The organism is Nocardia sp. NPDC058518 (genome assembly GCF_042719655.1).
GTDB lineage: Bacteria > Actinomycetota > Actinomycetes > Mycobacteriales > Mycobacteriaceae > Nocardia.
Map to the genome: position 1 here is coordinate 72,120 of NZ_JBHXNJ010000017.1, position 15,819 is coordinate 87,938.

The following is a 15,819-nucleotide window of genomic DNA, read 5'->3' on the forward strand; positions in this document are numbered from 1 at the left end:
TTAGGGCCTGCTGTCGCTATGGCCGCCCCGGAAAAACCATCCACACCTGCCGCGCAGGCACCCGGCAGCGGAAGCAGCGGGCAGGGCAACGGAAGTGGCGGCAATGGCGGTCAGAGCACCCCGGCCCCCGAGCTCGGTGAGCTGAGCCTGCCCGGTCAAGGCCAGAACCAGGGCAACAGCGAGCAGGACGATCCGGGTAACCCGCAGTCGGGTGCGTCGGTCGCCGACGAATGGACCCCCCTCACCATCCCCGGCCGATCGAGCGATGACATCCCCAAAAAGGAAGTCGCGGGCCCCCTTTCCGGTTCGGCCGCCGCCGGCTCCGCCGCGGCAGGCGCGGGTTCGGCCGCCGCGGGCGTTGTCCTCGGAACCGGCTCGGCCGGCCTCGGCGTGCTCCTCGGCACCGGGTCGGCAGGTCTGGGCGTAGTCCTCGGCTCAGGCTCCGCGGGCGCGGCCGCCATCCTCGGTACCGGCTCGGCAGGCGCGGCAGCGGTTCTCGGTACCGGTTCGGCAGGTGCCGCAGCAGTTCTCGGTACCGGCTCGGCTGCCGTCGGCTCGGCAGCGGCAGGCACCGGTTCGGCCGCTCTCGGCGTGGGCTCGGCTGTGCTCGGAACTGGCTCTGCCGCAGTCGGGTCCGCCGCTGCCGGTTCCGCGGCGGTAGGTTCCGCGGGTGCGGGATCGGCCGCCGTGGGTTCTGCCGCGGTCGGTTCGGCGGCAGTCGGATCGGCCTCGCCACTGCTGTTGCTCCTGATCCCGATCCCCTCGGCCCCGGCCGCACCGGCCCTTCCCTCGATCGCCATCCCACCCGCGCCCGCCATCCCCGGTATTCCGAATATCGCTGTGGCAGTGCCTGTTCCGGTAGCCGCACCGCCAGCGGTCGAGGCTCCGGCCGCACCACCGCCCGCCGCGGCCGCACCGGTACCGGCGGCCAAGCCGAACCACGAGTTCAAGCCGACCAGTGACAACAGTGGCCTGCCCGAACCCGAACTCCTGTCGGTGATCGGCGGCCTGATCGCGCTCACCCTGGCCGGAACCGGTTCGGGCGCAGTGAGTTTCCAAGGTGCCGCGGCAGCCCAAGCGCGGGTGAACGCGGCGCGTGCCGAGTTCTTCGGACCGAGGTCGTGAGGGGATCTTCGATGAGTAAGAGCACGACCCAGAGCACCTCCCGGTCCTATCGCCGCGTCGCCGCCGCCGTCGACGCGGTGTGCGCGGTGGCCGCCGACGCCGACGCCACCACCCTCGACGAGGTGGTCTATGCCATCTCGTTGGAGCGCAAACGCGAAATCGAGATCACCAGCGCGAACCTCGGCCCCGGCGTGTGCGGTCAGCGCCGGTTCTATCCCGAACGCGACATCATCGTCCTCGCCGACGCCCTGCCGAGTCGCGATCACACCCTCGCGCACGAACTCGGCCACATCGTCTTCGACCACGAGGGCGCGCCCGCGGCGGAGACGACCCTGGAAGTCAGCGACGACCTGATCGCCTACATGCTCAGCCAGCGCGCCCACGCGCAGATCGTCGACGACGGCTCCGACGACCTCGCCGAATGGGAGGCCGAGACCTTCGCGGCCATGCTCATGACCCGACTGCGCGTATTCAGCAACCGGGGCGCAGGCGTCTCGGTCCTTCGATTCGATGAGGCACTCGGATGACACTCTGGTTGACAGCCCTGCTGGTCTGGGTTGCCGCGGGTGCGCGAGTGGGTCGCGTGCTGGTGAAGCCCGCGACGACCGCCCGCGTGGCCATCGTCGTCGCGGTCGCCGCCGTGGCACTCGCGGTCACCGTCGCCATTCCCGAGATGGCTGTTGCCATCGACAATCTGATGAAGGGCGGTGTGCACAGCGGCTGGCTGTCCACCGGCATCGTCATCTCCGCCTGGATCCTGTTCACCACGGCCACCTCGGTGGTGGCCTCGGCCGCGTGGCCGGTGGTCTCGCGGCGCAACCTGCGCCAGGTCGCGATGGTCGTGTACGGCATCGGCGCGGTGGCGATCGCGATCACCCTGGCGTGGTCGTTCACCTTCGGCTGGATGGTGGTCGCGCTCGGCGCGGTGTTCATCGTGACCACCGGGCTGCGCAACCTGGACTGGACCATCCTCGGTCGCGGCATCGCCGTCTACATCACCGGCACCGCGCTGGTCGCGGTGCTCGCCGTCGCCAATGTGGGTCGTGCCTTCCAGCAGGCCGCACCGACGCCGCCCAACGAGCCGCTGTGGGGATGGGTCGCGTGGGAGATCGCCGCGCTGCTGATCGCGCTGGGCGCGGTGTCGATCGTGATCGAGCTGTGGTGGCGGGCCAAGGTCCTGCTGCGCCGGATCCAGCCATTGCACAAGTTGATGGTCGGACGCTTCCCCGAGGTGGTCGCGCCCGAACAGAACGCCACCTCGGCGCAGCTCAAGGCCTCCGATCACATGGCACAGGTGATGGACGCGCTGTATCTGCTCTCGGGCAGCGGCATCGTCATCCCGGCGGCCGGTGAGCCGCCGAACTCGGTGCCGCAGCGGGCCGCGGTGGTGGCCGAGTGGGCGCGAAATCCGTTGGGGGACTTGTTCGTCGACGCGCGCTGGATCGCGCCGCCGCCCGGATTGAGCCCGCGGGGCTGGGTCCTCGCGCTCGCGAACCAGTACGAGAACGCGGTGGCGGCCGCGAAGACGGCACCGCAGAACGCCGCTACTTCGAGCTGACCGGCCGGTCACGGCCAGAAAACGGGCCTGAGCCGGTGGGTTTCACCGTCTCAGGCCCGTTGTCTGCGTATCCGATGTTTACAGCCGTACCCAGGACACCATCAGGTGCGTCAGGCCGGCCGATGCGTGGATCCTATTCCGTTCCGTCCGGAGGAATTTCGGGCAAGCCTTCGCTGGCCCGCAGCTTCTCCGCCATCGAGGTGAGCAGATTCTGTGATTCTTCGGACAGGTCGAATGCCCTACTCGACAGTCGACGAAGTCCGTAACCCTGCAGCTGCGCGAGCAGCTCCAGGTCGTGATCGATCTTGGCCGCGTAAATATCGTTGAAGAAGTAGTCAGGCTTGACCTTGAAGAACTTCGCCAGGGCGGCCACCGTCTCATCGGACGGATTCGTTCGTTGTCCCGACCGCAACTGCGAGAGATACGGCTTCGAGATCGGATGCCCGGAGGCAGTCAGCGCAGCCGCAACCTCTGCGTTGGTGTGCGGCTTGCGCCCCGGGGGATGCACGGTTTCGAACAGCTTGTTCAGCCGCGCCGCGAAATCAGCCATTGTGAGCCGCCCAATTCCCTTCACTGTACTAACAGTCGTTATCTCGGATACGTATCATTGATATTAGCGGCTCAGTAACTGAAAACCTACGCCTGATTGGGGATTTCTCTACGATTTCCGACGCTCACCTGCGTGCAGGGGTGGCGGTGGCCGCGTTTGCGGGTCACGCCAACGACTCTTGTGGAGCGCGCGGGTGCCCGGGTTCGTGCCCGTCGCAGGGCTCTTCCTCCCCAACCCTACGGTAGCCCAAAGATAGCTGACATCTCATCATCCCCCTGCCCCCCGTGACTTTGTGGCGTACGACACGTTCCGGGCGCCCTGGGATGAATCTTCAACCTGGGCGCCCGGTTTCGGTATGGATCAGTCTACAGGCGTTCGATGATGGTTCCGGTCGCGAGTGCGCCGCCGGCGCACATGAGCACCATGGCAGTGCCCTGACCTGTGCGTTCGAGTTCGTGTAGCGCGGTTGTGATCAATCGGGAGCCGGTGGAGCCGACAGGATGCCCGATTGCGATCGCGCCGCCGTTGACATTTACACGTTCCATGTCAGGTTGATGTACGGCAGCCCACGAAAGTGCGACCGACGCGAATGCTTCGTTGATCTCGAATAGATCGATATCGCCAATCGTCATTCCGGAGCGCTCGAGCAGCCGGGTGCACGCCTGTACCGGACCGTCGAGATGGAACTCCGGTTCGGCGCCGACGAGTACCTGGGTATGAATCCGGGCTCGCGGACGCAAACCCTTTCGGCGCGCGACGGTTTCGTCCATCAGCAGCACCGCGGCGGCGCCGTCGGAGATCTGCGAGGAGGTGCCCGCGGTGTGGATACCGTCGGCAACGACCGGTTTCAGTGCGGCGAGTCCTTCGATGGTGGTCGCGCGCAGGCCCTGGTCGCGGGCGACCTCCACCTTCTCGCCGGTGGCCACGCCCTCGCTGTCGAGCACCGGCGCCGAGATCGGGAGCACCTCACGGTCGTAGCGGCCCTCTGCCCACGCCTTGGCCGCCAATTGCTGTGAGCGCAAGCCGAATTCGTCGATGTCGGACCGGGTGATCCCGCGCCTGCGGGCGATGCGCTCGGCGGCGCCGAACTGGTCGGGCAGATCGATCGACCACGACGCCGGTCGTCGCGGACCCGCTTCGGTGCCGACATTGGCGCCGAGCGGCACCCGGCTCATCGCCTCGACGCCGCACGCGATGCCGACGTCGATCGCGCCGGTGGCGATGAGACCCGCGACGAGGTGGTTGGCCTGCTGGGCCGAACCGCACTGGGCGTCGATGGTGGTCGCGCCGGTCTGCCACGGCAGGCCCGCGTGCAGCCAGGCGACGCGGGTGACGTTGTTGGACTGCTCGCCGGCCTGGGTGACGCAGCCGCCGATCACCTGCTCGACCTCGGCCGGGTCGAGGCCCGCCCGGTCGAGTAGTCCGCGCTGGGCCAGGCCGAGCAGTTCGGCGGCGTGCAGTCCCGAAAGTTGCCCTCGCCGCTTGCCGATCGGGGTACGCACGGCTTCGACGATCACGGGTGTGCCCATCTGAATCTCCCTCATAACTGCAACAGGTTCTGATCTTGAGTCCAGGGTAAAACCGCGAGGTTCTTCCGTCGCGGCAACCCCTATGCTTGAATGATTGTAGAACGTGTTTCAGTTTGTCGAAGGAGACATCTGGTGGTAGATCCGAGCACCGAACACGCCGGCCCCGTGACGGGTGCCCGGCCGAACCTGCCGGACGGGTTCGACGTTACCGACCCGGCTATCTACGCCGAGCGAATTCCGGCCGAGGAGTTTGCCGAGCTGCGTCGTACGGCCCCGATCTGGTGGAACGAGCAGTCGCCGGAGGTGGGCGGGTTCCATGACGACGGCTTCTGGGTGGTGAGCAAGCACGCCGACGTCAAAGAGGTGTCGCGCCGCAGCGATGTGTTCTCGACCTTCGAGAACACCGCGATCCCGCGCTTCAACGACGACATCCAGCGCGAGCAGATCGAACTGCAGCGCTTCGTCCTGTTGAACAAGGACGCCCCCGAGCACACCAAGCTGCGCAAGCTGATCGCCAAGGGCTTCACCCCGCGCGCGATCAACGGCCTGCGCGCCGAACTCTCGGCCCGTGCCGAAGGCATTGTGAAGCGAGCCCTCGAGTCCGGCAGCGGTGACTTCGTCACCCAGGTGGCGTGTGAGCTGCCGCTGCAGGCGATCGCCGAACTGATCGGTGTGCCGCAGGAGGACCGGATGAAGGTCTTCGACTGGTCCAACGACATGACCAGCTACGACGATCCGGACAGCACTGCCGATCCGGTCGCCGCGTCGATGGAGATCCTCGGCTACGCCTACCAGATGGCCGAGGCCAGGAAGGCCGAGCCGGCCGACGATCTGGTGACCACGCTGATCGAGGCCGACGTCGACGGCGAGCACCTCACGCCGGAGGAATTCGGCTTCTTCGTGATCGTCCTGGCCGTCGCGGGCAACGAGACGACCCGCAACGCCATCACCCACGGCATGATCGCCTTCATGGAGAACCCCGACCAGTGGGAGTTGTTCAAGAAGGAGCGCCCGGCCACCGCGGCGGACGAGATCATCCGCTGGGCCACTCCGGTGACCTCCTTCCAGCGCACCGCGCTCGAGGACACCGAGCTCGGCGGCGTGCAGATCAAGAAGGGCCAGCGGCTCGTGATGCTGTACCGCTCGGCAAACTTCGACGAGGACGTGTTCGAGAACCCGGAGACGTTCGACATCACCCGCGCCGACAACCAGCATCTGGCCTTCGGCGGCACCGGCGCGCACTTCTGCGTCGGCGCGAACCTGGCTCGGCTCGAGGTCGATCTGATCTTCAACGCGATTGCTGATCATCTGCCCGATATCACCCAAATCGGTGATCCGAAGCGGCTGCGTTCGGGTTGGCTCAATGGGATCAAGGAGCTGCCGGTCGATTACAAGCCCGCCGGTTGCCCTGTCGCGCACTGAGTCGCCGACAACGAGAACAGCCCGGGACCGAAAGGTCCCGGGCTGTTCTCGCGTTTACCGCTATACGGGGCGCGTGGTAGCGACCGCGCGGTCTACTTCCCAGAAAGCGCGCAAAGCCGCGATCTTTCCCTCGGCGTCGACCTTGTAGGTGAACACACCTTCGGCGTCGATGATGTGGCCGGCCATGGTGGTGCGGATCAGGCCGGTGAAGGCGATTTCATTGCCGCACGCGAAGGAGTCTTCGAAGCGGAATTCGATGGATTCGGTGAGCGCGATGGCTTTGTCCCAGAAGCCGCCGATGGCCTCGTGGCCCCGGTGGCCGACGCCCTCGGGATCGAAACCCGAAGGGCCGACGGGGTCCTCGACAATGCCGTCCTCGGCGAACAGGGCCACCCAGGCGGCGCGGTCCTTGGCCCGGACCGCGGCCTGGGATGCCAGGCCTGCGGCGCGGGCGGAGTTCTCGACTGCGGTGTCGGTCATGGCGCTACCTTCGCGATGATGGGGTCGGCGATGTACTTCTCGGCGAAGCGGCGCAGCGAGTCCTGCTTGGCCGCCAGCTCGCCGTCGAACCCGATACCGTCGGCCAGCCAGGGCACCACGATGTTGTCGGTGACACCCGCGTCGGCCAGATCCTGATAGCCGTCGCGACCGAACTTGTCGATGCAGACGGACTGGATCTCGAACGGCTCCTCGGACCGGCCGTATTCCGCACGTAGGTCGCGCAGCGTGCCGATGGTGGTGACCAGGTCGTCGAACTTCATCATCGCCGAGGTCCAGCCGTCACCGATGCGGGCGGCCCGGCGCAACGCCGGACCGGTGTGCCCGCCGATGTAGAACGGCACCCGCCGGCTCGGCGCCGGACTCATCTGCAGCTGGTCGAAATCGAAGAACTCGCCGTGGAATTCGACCATGCCGCCGTCGAGAACGAGCCGGATGACCTCGATCATCTCGTCGACCCGCGCGCCACGGCGGGCATAAGGAACCCCGCACCATTCGAATTCCTCAGGTGCCCAGCCGATGCCGATGCCGAAGCCGAACCGGTTGCCCGACATATTGGCGATCGAGCCGACCTGGCGGGCCAGCAGCAGCGGATTGCGCGAGCCGAGCTTGAGGACATTGGTGTAGAAGCGCAGCTTCGTGGTGACCGCCGCCATGGACGCGGCGGCGATCAGCGGATCCACCCACGGAGTCTCCGGGCCCCAGAAGCGGCTGCCGTCCGGGGTGTACGGGTAGTCGGCGGCCTGCGACTTCATGTAGAACAGCGAATCGGGCAGGCCGATGGAGGTGAACCCGCATTCTTCGGCCGTCTTGGCCAGCTCGGTGAGCTGGTCCAAGGGGCTCAGTGCGACACCGAGGGTGAACTTCATGCCGGGCGCTCGCTTCCCACGACCCACATCGAAAAGTACTGGGAGCCGCCGCCGTACGCGTGGCCGAGCGCCTTGTGAGCGTTCGGCACCTGGTAGTCGCCCGCACGGCCCATCACCTGCTTAGCGGCTTCGGCGAAGCGGATCAGGCCCGAGGCGCCGATCGGGTTGGACGAGAGAACGCCACCCGACGGGTTCACCGGGATTCGCCCACCGATTTCCGTCTCACCCTTGTCGGTGAGTTTCCAGCCGTCGCCCTCGGCCGCGAAGCCGAGATTCTCGAGCCACATCGGCTCGAACCAGGAGAACGGCACGTAGATCTCGGCGACGTCGATCTCTTCCAGGGGATCGGTGATCCCGGCCGACTCCCACAGGGCCGCGGCCGCGACCCGGCCCGCCTGCGGATTCACCTGGTCGCGACCGGAGAAGGTGGTCGGCTCGGTGCGCATCGCGGTGCCGTGTACCCAGGCCACCTTCTTGCCCTCGGCTTCGACCACCGCGGCGGCCTCGGCATCGCCGATCACCACGGCGCACGCTCCGTCCGACGACGGGCAGGTCTCATCGAAACGGATAGGGTCCCAAAGCATTTGGGAGGCCAGCACCGACTCGATGGTGATGTCGGGCTGATGCAGGTGCGCGAGTGGGTTCTTCGCGCCGTTGCGCCGATCCTTCACCGCCACCATCGCACCGATGTGCAGTGGCGCGTTCGAGCGACGGATGTAGGAGCGCACGTGCGGAGCGAAGTAGCCGCCCGCGCCCGCGCCGACCGGCATGGTGAACGGCACCGGAATCGACAACGCCCACATGGCATTCGACTCCGACTGCTTCTCCCAGGCGATGGCGAGGACGCGCTTGTGCACCCCGCCCTGCACCAGGTTGGCGGCGACGACGCCGGTCGAGCCGCCGACCGAGCCCGCGGTGTGCACGCGGATCAACGGCTTGCCCGCCGCGCCGAGCGCCTCGGCCATGTACAGCTCGGGCATCATGACGCCCTCGAAGTAGTCGGGGGCCTTGCCGACGACGACAGCGTCGATGTCGGCGATGGTCAGACCCGCGTCATCGAGTGCGCGATCGATGGCCTCACGGCACATGCCCGCCATGGACACGTCCGTACGTTTTGTCACGTGATGGGTTTGGCCGGTGCCGAGCACCGCTGCGGGGAAGCTCACTTGACCTCCATGACGGCGACCAGATTCTGTTGCAGCGCAGGGCCGCTGGTCGCATGAGCGAGGGTCCGGTTCGCGGTGCCGGACATGATGGCTTTGGCGGCGCTGCCGATTCGTTCGAGACCCGCCGCGAACATCGGGTTGGCGGCGAGGGCGCCACCGGAGGGGTTGATGCGGGTGTCCGCGGACAGCCCGATCGCCTCCGCGAGGATCAACTGCTGATGACTGAACGGCGCGTGCAGCTCGGCGACGTCGAAGCTGGTATTGCCGCCGGTCGCCACCGCGGCCGCCTTGGTGGTGGAGGGAGAGCGCGTCAGATCGCGACTGCCCAGTGCCTGGGCGTCGATGTTGTGCGCGATTCCGGTGATCCACGCGGGTCGCTCGCAGAGCTCCCGCGCGCGATCGCCGACCGCGAGCACGATCGCGGCCGCACCGTCGGTGATCGGCGCGATGTCGTGGGCGCGCAGTGGGTCGGCCACATAGGGTGCGCCGAGGTCACCGCCCGCGACCGCCGCCATGTCCTGCTCGGTCCACCGGCCGGAATCCAGACCGGCACGCGCCTGCAAACCCGCGATCGAGACCGCGTCGGGCCACAGCGGCCCGACCAGATAGGGGTCGAGCTGCATGGTCAGCACCTGGCGCAGCGTGCCGGCCGACGACTTGCCGAAGCCGTACACGAGTGCGGTCTGCGCCTGTCCGGAACGCAGCTTCACCCACGCTTCGTAGAGCGCCCATGCGGCGTCCATCTCCACGTGCGACTCGTTGATCGGTGGGACGGCGCCGATCGCATCGATCGCCGAGATGAACGAGAACGCACGTCCGGCAAGGAAATCGGAGGACCCCGAGCACCAGAAGTCGATATCGGACTTGGTGATGCCGAGCTCGGCGTAGAGCTGCTGGAAGCACGGCACGAGCATCTCGACGCCGTTGGTGGTGCCGTGGGTTTCGGGTACGTGTGGTGCGTGGGCGAAGCCCACCACCGCGATCTCGGGCATGCTCGCGTCGCTGCCGGAGGATGCTGATGTGGTCAACGTCGCCTCTCTAGAGGTGGTGCTGGTAGGACTCGTAGGGAGCGTCGGGCTCCCCGGTGGGCCGGAAGTGGTCGATATTGGCCAGGGTGTGGCTCCACTCCTCGCGGGGCTTCCACACCGCCTCGACCTGCATGCCCATGCGCACCTCGTCGGCCTCGCAGCCGAGAATCAGGTGCAGGACCGGGATATCGGCGCCGTCGAGGAGCACGTAGGCGGCCACGTACGGCGGCTTGATCCGCTGGCCGAGGAACGGCACGTTGACGATGCAGAAGGTGGTCACCGTGCCCTTGTCGGACAGCTCGACCAGGTCGTCGGTGGGTCTGCCGTCGGTCGGGTTGGCGCCGCGCGGCGGGAAATACACTCGCCCGCCTGCTTCGGAACGGCCGCCGATGAGCTTGCCCTCGGCCAGCCCGCGCAGGTAGACGGTCTCCTGAGGGGAGGCGGTGTGCTTGTAGTCGAGGTCGACGGGTGTGGTCAGCATGGTGACCGGTTCTTGTTCGGAAGGGTTCGCGGTGCTGATGTTCTCGCCGGGCTCGAAGCAGGCGATGTCCTGGATGCGGCCGGTGCGCTCGTCCGCCCAGCGGGCACTGACCCGCATTCCGGTGCTGAGCTGACCGGGTTCGGTGACGTCGAGCGCGTGCAGCAGGGCGGTGTCGGCGCCGTCGAGCTGGATCAGCGCCCAGGCGAACGGGCGATCGAACGGCTGGCCGGGTAGCGGCTCCGACACCCAGGTCCACGACTTGACGGTGCCGGTCGCGGCGACCTCGACCAGCTCGTCCAGCGCCGCGCTGGTGAGCGGATCGTATTCGGGTGGTGGCACGAGTATCCGGCCGTCGCTGCCGCGAGCGCCGAGTATTCGGCCCTCGCGCAGTCCGGTCAGAAATGCACCGATGATGGGTCCGACGGACCTGGTGTAGTCGAATCGCACCCGGAGGGGTGCACTCAATACTTCCACTGCGGTATTCCCCTGGGTCACGATATCGAGTAGAACAGGTTCTTATTCTGCTCGCAAGGATTCGCCGAAAGGGCGCCGATCATGAAATTCGGACTGCAACTCGGATACTGGGGCGCACAGCCCCCCGCCGGCGTCGGTGAGCTGGTGATCGCGGCCGAGGAATCGGGCTTCGACGCGGTGTTCGCGGCCGAGTCATGGGGGTCGGATGCCTTCGCGCCCCTGGCCTGGTGGGGCTCGTCGACGTCGCGGGTGCGGCTGGGTACCTCGGTCGCGCAGATGTCGGCGCGCACGCCCGCTGCCACCGCGATGCACGCGCTCACGCTGGACCACCTCAGCGGCGGACGGGCCGTTCTCGGGCTCGGCGTCTCGGGTCCGCAGGTGGTCGAGGGCTGGTACGGGCAGCCGTTCGCCCAGCCGCTGCGGCGCACCCGCGAGTACGTCGACATCGTGCGCAAGGTGCTCGCGCGTGAGGCGCCGGTGACCTCGGACAGCGCGCACTACGGGCTGCCGTACGGCGGCCCAGGTGCGACGGGGCTCGGCAAACCGCTCAAGCCGATCGTGCACCCGCTGCGCGCTGATCTGCCGATCTGGCTGGGCGCGGAGGGGCCGAAGAACATCGCGCAGACCGCCGAGATCGCCGACGGCTGGCTCGCGATCTACTACGCGCCCCGACTGGCGGGCATGTACAACGAGTGGCTCGACGAGGGCTTCGCCCGGCCCGGTGCTCGCCGTTCGCGCGCGGACTTCGAGATCGCCGCGAGCGCGCAGGTGGTGATCACCGACGATCCGGCGGCGGAGATCGAGCGGATGCGCTGGGTGAGCGCGCTCTACATCGGCGGCATGGGCGCGCCCGAGCTGAATTTCCACGCTCAGGTGTACAAGCGGATGGGCTACGGCGCCGAGGTGGACGAGATCTCCGCGCTGTTCCAGGCGGGGCGCAAGGCCGAGGCCGCCGCGGCGGTGCCCGACGAGCTGATCACCGACACCGCGATCTTCGGTGACGAGGCGCATGTGCGCTCCCGGTTGAAGGAATGGGAAGACGCGGGCGTGACGATGATGCTGATCTCGGTCTCGGATGCCGAACAAATGCGTCGGCTCCAACCCCTTGTCACCATGTAGAACACGTTCTAAATTCGAGGGGTGAGCCAGCAGACAACGGAAGTCCTCGGACTGTGGAATATCGCCGAGGCCGATCCCGAACGGATCGCCCTCGTCGACCCGGACGGTAGAGAGATCAGCTATCGGGAATTGGCCACCCTCGCCAACCGGTACGCCAACGGCCTACGCGGCATCGGATTGCGCACCGGCGACGTGGTGGTCAGCATGCTGCACAACGGGGTCGAGGCGATCGCCGCGTACTTCGCCGCATACCAGGCCGGTTTCTATATCGTCGCGGTGAACTGGCACCTCACCGCGCCGGAGATCGCCTACATCCTCGGCGACAGCGAGGCGTCGGCGTTCCTGGCCAGTGAGCGGTTCGCCGACACCGCGGCCGAGGCCGCCGACCTCGCGGAACTGTCCGCCGATGCCCGCTTCTCGGCGGGCACCATCCCCGGCTTCCGGCCGGTTTCCTGGCTCGGCGCCGCCGACACCGGCCGTCCGGACAAGCGGTCGATCGGCGCGCCGATGCTCTACACCTCGGGCACCACCGGTCGGCCCAAGGGCGTTCGCCGTCCGCTGACCGGCGCCGATCCCGATGTCGTTCCCGCGGCGAACCAGGCCTACTTCAGCCTGTTCGGCCTCGGTCCCTACGACGATCACGTGCACATCTGCGGCTCGCCGCTCTATCACACGGCCGTGCTGAACAACTCGACGATCTCGATCCAGATGGGGCACAAGCTCGTGCTGATGGATCGCTGGGACGCCGAGGGCATGCTCGCGCTGATCGAGAAGTACAAGGTCACCCACAGCCACATGGTGCCCACGCAGTTCAACCGGCTGCTCGCCCTGCCCGACGAGGTGCGCGCCCGCTACGACATGTCCTCGCTGCGCAGCATGATCCACGGTGCGGCGCCGTGCCCGCCGGATACCAAGCGGCGCATGCTCGAGTGGTGGGGGCCGGTCGTCACCGAGTACTACGCCGCGACCGAGGGTGGTGGCACGGTGATCACCGGTGCCGAGTGGCTGGAAAAGCCCGGCTCGGTGGGCAAGGCGTGGCCGTGGTCGGTGGTGAAGGTGCTCGACGAGCAGGACGGCACCGAACTGCCCGCGGGCAAAGAAGGCCTGATCTACATGAAGATGGGCGCCTCCAGCTTCGAGTACCACAAGGCCAAGGAGAAGACCGAGGAGTCGCGCGTCGGTGAGATGTTCACCGTCGGCGACATCGGCTACTTCGACGCCGACGGTTACCTGTTCCTCTGCGACCGGCGTTCGGACCTGATCCTGTCCGGTGGGGTGAACATCTACCCGGCCGAGATCGAGGGCGTGCTGATGAGCCACCCGAAGATCGCCGATGTGGCGGTTCTCGGCGTGCCCGACCCGGATTGGGGTCAGCAGGTGAAGGCATTCGTGCAACCGGTGCCCGGCACCGAGGGCAGCGACGAACTCACCACCGACATCCTCGAATTCGCCGCGAGCCAGCTCGCGAAGTACAAGCTGCCCCGCACGGTGGAATACCGTGCGGAGCTGCCCCGCGATCCCAACGGAAAGCTGTACAAGCGCCGCCTGCTCTGAATTGGCGTTCCCGCTCAGACGGGCTCGCGCCACTCCGGCTCGAGCCCGAAGAGCGGGAACAGGCGCTGGGTGTCGAGGAAGAAGTTGAGGCCGGCGATGGTGTCGCCCTCGAGTTCGAGCACCGTGATCGACCACGGCACCCAGACGCCGGGCTCCTCGCTCGGCTTGTAGTGGCCGAAGGCGGGCGAACCGTTGGCGCCGCCCAGCGGCACCATCCGCGAATTGCGGCACGCGCTGCCCGTGCTGAGCATGAACGCGGCCACGTTCTCCGGGCCCGAGATCCAGAGATCGAACGGCGGCATCGACAGCGCCACATCGGCTTTGAGCAGGGTGGTGAGCGCATCCATGTCGTAGGCCTCGAACGCCTTGACGAAGTCGTCGATCAATTTGCGCTGATCGGGATCGGTCTCGTCGAAACTGTCGGCCACGGTCGGCTGCACCTTCGACATGGTGGCCCTGGCCCGCTGTAGCGCGCTGTTCACCGACGCCGGCGACATCATCAGCGCCTCGGCGGTCTCACCCGCGGAGAAGCGAAGCACCTCGCGCATGATCAGGATCGCGCGCTGGGTGGCGGGCAGATGCTGGCAGGCCGCGACGAAGGCAAGGCGCAGCGTGTCTCTGGTGGAGGCGTGGTCGGCCGGGTCGGCGCCGAAAGCGAGCGCGTTCGGGATCGGCTCGATCCACACGTAATCGGGCTGTGGCATGGGCAGCGGTGAATCCGGGCGGCCCGGCCCGTTGAGATCCATCGGCCTCGCGCGGCTCTGTGGACGATCCAGCATGTCCAGACAGATATTGGTGGCGATCTTGTAGAGCCACGAGCGCAGGCTCGCGCGACCCTCGAAGGAATCGTAGGAGCGCCAGGCGCGGGTGAAGGTTTCCTGCACCGCGTCCTCGGCCTCGAACGAGGAGCCGAGCATGCGGTAGGCATACGCGCACAACTCGCGCCGATGGGACTCGAATTCGGCCAGCACGGCGGGATCGGGGCCGGTGGTCGCGGTTGTGGCGTCGGTCATAGCCTCACGATGCCACAGGGGTCCGACACTCGACAGGGGCGAAAACGAACTATCGCGATTTCGCGAACTTTGCGTGGATGCGATGAATCCGCGCCCATCGTCGCGTCTACATGTTCGAGACCGCAACGACGCCCCGAAAGGCTGATCCCATGAGCAACAAGATGATCTTCATCAACCTCCCCGTCGCCGACCTCGACCGCTCCAAAGGCTTCTACGAGGCGCTCGGCTGGAAGGTGAACGAGGACTTCACCGATCAGAACGCGGCATGCATCGTCGTCGACGACAACATCTGCCTGATGCTGCTGACCAAGGACTTCTTCACCACGTTCAGCAAGCGCCCGATCGCTGACACCGGGGCTGCTATCGGTGCCGCTTACGCGTTGTCGCTCGGCAGCGCGGCGGAGGTCGACGCGCTCACCGAGGCGGCCGTGGCGGCGGGAGCCACCGAGGAGACCAATGACGACAAGAAGGCCCAGGAGGCCCAGGTCGGCATGCACGGCCGCACCTTCATCGACCCCGACGGCCACCAGTGGGAGCCGTTCTACATGGACTACCCGGGCGCGTAGGCCTCACCGCAGTCAGGGCGCCGGGCGCCGAGCCCGGCGCCCTGAGGCGTGTCAGGAGCCGGTGAAGTTCGGCTTGCGCTTCTCGGCGAAGGCTCGCGGCCCTTCCTTGGCGTCGGCTGATCTGAACACCTCGATGCCGATCTTCGCCTCGATGGGAAACGCCTCGTTCTCCGGCATGGCCTCGGTTTCACGCAGGGTGCGCAGCATCGCCTGGACGGCGAGAGGGCCGTTGTCGGCGATCTGGCCGGCCAGCGCCATGGCCTTGTCGAGGGCGGTTCCGTCGGGGACAACGTGTCCGATCAGGCCGATCTCCTTGGCCTCGGCAGCGGTGATATGCCGACCGGTCAGCAGCAGATCAGCGGCCACCGTGTACGGGATCTGCCGGGCCAGCCGCACCGCGGAACCACCGAGCGGGAACAGGCCCCAGCGGGCCTCGGAGACGCCGAACTTGGCGCTTTCCCCGGCCACGCGCAGGTCGGTGCCCTGCAGGATCTCGGTGCCACCGGCGATAGCCGGGCCCTCGACGGCCGCGATCAGCGGCTTGGCCAGTCGCCGCCCCTTCAGCAGCGCGGGGAGGTAGGCGGGGTCCCAGCTGCCGGAGGAGGCGGTGTCGCCCGGATGCTGCGAGCTCATCGCCTTCAGATCCATCCCCGCGCAGAAGGCCCCGCCCGCACCGGTGAGGATCGCGACGCGGATGTCGGGATCGCTGTCCACCTGGTCCCAGGCGTCGCGCATGATCGCCATCATCTCGCCGGACAGGGCGTTGCGCGCCTCGGGCCGATTCATGGTGACGATGAGGACATGGTCGCGCTTCTCGACCAGGCAGTGGGCCATTTCGATACTCCTGACAAGTTGAGTCTTGTCAGA

At 67.2% G+C, this 15,819-nt stretch carries 16 protein-coding genes; 7 read left to right on the forward strand and 9 right to left on the reverse strand.

Going from position 1 to position 15,819, the window contains the following annotated elements:
• Positions 1-18: 18 nt before the first annotated feature.
• The 3 genes from ACFWPX_RS26085 to ACFWPX_RS26095 are packed head-to-tail and all read left to right on the forward strand — an operon-like array spanning position 19 to position 2,683.
• The gene (locus ACFWPX_RS26085; protein WP_378929845.1) at positions 19-1,125 is read left to right on the forward strand and encodes a hypothetical protein; all 1,107 of its coding nucleotides are present in this window, start codon (positions 19-21) and stop codon (positions 1,123-1,125) included.
• 11 nt (positions 1,126-1,136) lie between these two features.
• On the forward strand, positions 1,137-1,652 hold the full coding sequence (locus ACFWPX_RS26090; RefSeq protein WP_378929847.1) for an ImmA/IrrE family metallo-endopeptidase: 516 nt from the start codon (positions 1,137-1,139) through the stop codon (positions 1,650-1,652).
• The gene (locus ACFWPX_RS26095; protein ID WP_378929849.1) at positions 1,649-2,683 is read left to right on the forward strand and encodes a hypothetical protein; all 1,035 of its coding nucleotides are present in this window, start codon (positions 1,649-1,651) and stop codon (positions 2,681-2,683) included. The genes ACFWPX_RS26090 and ACFWPX_RS26095 overlap by 4 nt, the downstream gene beginning before the upstream one ends.
• Positions 2,684-2,816: 133 nt before the next feature.
• On the opposite strand, the gene ACFWPX_RS26100 is transcribed toward ACFWPX_RS26095, so the two are convergent.
• Positions 2,817-3,233 carry a helix-turn-helix domain-containing protein gene (locus ACFWPX_RS26100; RefSeq protein ID WP_019044759.1) on the reverse strand — a complete coding sequence of 139 codons (417 nt, stop codon included), beginning with the start codon at positions 3,231-3,233 and terminating at the stop codon, positions 2,817-2,819.
• Between the two features lie 365 nt (positions 3,234-3,598).
• Positions 3,599-4,762 carry a steroid 3-ketoacyl-CoA thiolase gene (locus tag ACFWPX_RS26105; RefSeq protein WP_378929851.1) on the reverse strand — a complete coding sequence of 388 codons (1,164 nt, stop codon included), beginning with the start codon at positions 4,760-4,762 and terminating at the stop codon, positions 3,599-3,601.
• A gap of 132 nt (positions 4,763-4,894) precedes the next feature.
• On the opposite strand from ACFWPX_RS26105, the gene ACFWPX_RS26110 reads away from it, so the two are divergent.
• Complete coding sequence (locus tag ACFWPX_RS26110) at positions 4,895-6,184, forward strand: cytochrome P450 (protein WP_378929853.1); 1,290 nt, start codon at positions 4,895-4,897, stop codon at positions 6,182-6,184.
• A gap of 60 nt (positions 6,185-6,244) precedes the next feature.
• On the opposite strand, the gene ACFWPX_RS26115 is transcribed toward ACFWPX_RS26110, so the two are convergent.
• Genes ACFWPX_RS26115 through ACFWPX_RS26135 form a run of 5 tightly spaced genes read right to left on the reverse strand, consistent with a single transcriptional unit; the run spans position 6,245 to position 10,721 of the window.
• A complete protein-coding gene (locus ACFWPX_RS26115) occupies positions 6,245-6,664 on the reverse strand; it encodes a nuclear transport factor 2 family protein (protein WP_378929855.1) in 420 nt (139 codons plus the stop codon).
• Positions 6,661-7,551 (reverse strand): TIGR03619 family F420-dependent LLM class oxidoreductase, encoded by an 891-nt coding sequence (locus ACFWPX_RS26120; RefSeq protein WP_378929857.1) that lies wholly within the window; start codon positions 7,549-7,551, stop codon positions 6,661-6,663. The genes ACFWPX_RS26115 and ACFWPX_RS26120 overlap by 4 nt, the downstream gene beginning before the upstream one ends.
• Positions 7,548-8,717, reverse strand: coding sequence for a thiolase domain-containing protein (locus ACFWPX_RS26125; protein ID WP_378929859.1), 1,170 nt, complete (start codon positions 8,715-8,717; stop codon positions 7,548-7,550). The genes ACFWPX_RS26120 and ACFWPX_RS26125 overlap by 4 nt, the downstream gene beginning before the upstream one ends.
• Positions 8,714-9,709 carry a thiolase domain-containing protein gene (locus tag ACFWPX_RS26130; protein ID WP_378930014.1) on the reverse strand — a complete coding sequence of 332 codons (996 nt, stop codon included), beginning with the start codon at positions 9,707-9,709 and terminating at the stop codon, positions 8,714-8,716. The genes ACFWPX_RS26125 and ACFWPX_RS26130 overlap by 4 nt, the downstream gene beginning before the upstream one ends.
• Before the next feature lie 46 nt (positions 9,710-9,755).
• Positions 9,756-10,721 (reverse strand): Zn-ribbon domain-containing OB-fold protein, encoded by a 966-nt coding sequence (locus ACFWPX_RS26135; RefSeq protein WP_378929861.1) that lies wholly within the window; start codon positions 10,719-10,721, stop codon positions 9,756-9,758.
• A gap of 60 nt (positions 10,722-10,781) precedes the next feature.
• Between ACFWPX_RS26135 and ACFWPX_RS26140 the strand changes: the two genes are divergently transcribed.
• Entirely contained in the window at positions 10,782-11,819 is a 1,038-nt protein-coding gene (locus ACFWPX_RS26140) for an LLM class F420-dependent oxidoreductase (protein ID WP_378929863.1), read from the forward strand.
• Between the two features lie 21 nt (positions 11,820-11,840).
• Entirely contained in the window at positions 11,841-13,373 is a 1,533-nt protein-coding gene (locus ACFWPX_RS26145; RefSeq protein WP_378929865.1) for an acyl-CoA synthetase, read from the forward strand.
• Positions 13,374-13,387: 14 nt separating this feature from the next.
• Here ACFWPX_RS26145 and ACFWPX_RS26150 read toward each other — a convergent pair whose 3' ends face one another.
• A complete protein-coding gene (locus ACFWPX_RS26150; RefSeq protein ID WP_378929867.1) occupies positions 13,388-14,386 on the reverse strand; it encodes a sigma-70 family RNA polymerase sigma factor in 999 nt (332 codons plus the stop codon).
• A gap of 149 nt (positions 14,387-14,535) precedes the next feature.
• Between ACFWPX_RS26150 and ACFWPX_RS26155 the strand changes: the two genes are divergently transcribed.
• Positions 14,536-14,952, forward strand: coding sequence for a VOC family protein (locus tag ACFWPX_RS26155; RefSeq protein ID WP_378929869.1), 417 nt, complete (start codon positions 14,536-14,538; stop codon positions 14,950-14,952).
• A gap of 51 nt (positions 14,953-15,003) precedes the next feature.
• On the opposite strand, the gene ACFWPX_RS26160 is transcribed toward ACFWPX_RS26155, so the two are convergent.
• On the reverse strand, positions 15,004-15,786 hold the full coding sequence (locus tag ACFWPX_RS26160; protein WP_378913823.1) for a crotonase/enoyl-CoA hydratase family protein: 783 nt from the start codon (positions 15,784-15,786) through the stop codon (positions 15,004-15,006).
• Between the last annotated feature and the right edge of the window lie 33 nt (positions 15,787-15,819).

What these genes read in the sequence shown, in the direction of transcription:
- ACFWPX_RS26115 (WP_378929855.1), bottom strand. Translation starts at nt 6,664, where the DNA reads ATGACCGACACCGCAGTCGAGAACTCCGCCCGCGCCGCAGGCCTGGCA.
- ACFWPX_RS26140 (WP_378929863.1), top strand. Translation starts at nt 10,782, where the DNA reads ATGAAATTCGGACTGCAACTCGGATACTGGGGCGCACAGCCCCCCGCC.
- ACFWPX_RS26120 (WP_378929857.1), bottom strand. Translation starts at nt 7,551, where the DNA reads ATGAAGTTCACCCTCGGTGTCGCACTGAGCCCCTTGGACCAGCTCACC.
- ACFWPX_RS26090 (WP_378929847.1), top strand. Translation starts at nt 1,137, where the DNA reads ATGAGTAAGAGCACGACCCAGAGCACCTCCCGGTCCTATCGCCGCGTC.
- ACFWPX_RS26085 (WP_378929845.1), top strand. Translation starts at nt 19, where the DNA reads ATGGCCGCCCCGGAAAAACCATCCACACCTGCCGCGCAGGCACCCGGC.
- ACFWPX_RS26095 (WP_378929849.1), top strand. Translation starts at nt 1,649, where the DNA reads ATGACACTCTGGTTGACAGCCCTGCTGGTCTGGGTTGCCGCGGGTGCG.
- ACFWPX_RS26105 (WP_378929851.1), bottom strand. Translation starts at nt 4,762, where the DNA reads ATGGGCACACCCGTGATCGTCGAAGCCGTGCGTACCCCGATCGGCAAG.
- ACFWPX_RS26100 (WP_019044759.1), bottom strand. Translation starts at nt 3,233, where the DNA reads ATGGCTGATTTCGCGGCGCGGCTGAACAAGCTGTTCGAAACCGTGCAT.
- ACFWPX_RS26150 (WP_378929867.1), bottom strand. Translation starts at nt 14,386, where the DNA reads ATGACCGACGCCACAACCGCGACCACCGGCCCCGATCCCGCCGTGCTG.
- ACFWPX_RS26130 (WP_378930014.1), bottom strand. Translation starts at nt 9,709, where the DNA reads ATGCCCGAGATCGCGGTGGTGGGCTTCGCCCACGCACCACACGTACCC.
- ACFWPX_RS26160 (WP_378913823.1), bottom strand. Translation starts at nt 15,786, where the DNA reads ATGGCCCACTGCCTGGTCGAGAAGCGCGACCATGTCCTCATCGTCACC.
- ACFWPX_RS26155 (WP_378929869.1), top strand. Translation starts at nt 14,536, where the DNA reads ATGAGCAACAAGATGATCTTCATCAACCTCCCCGTCGCCGACCTCGAC.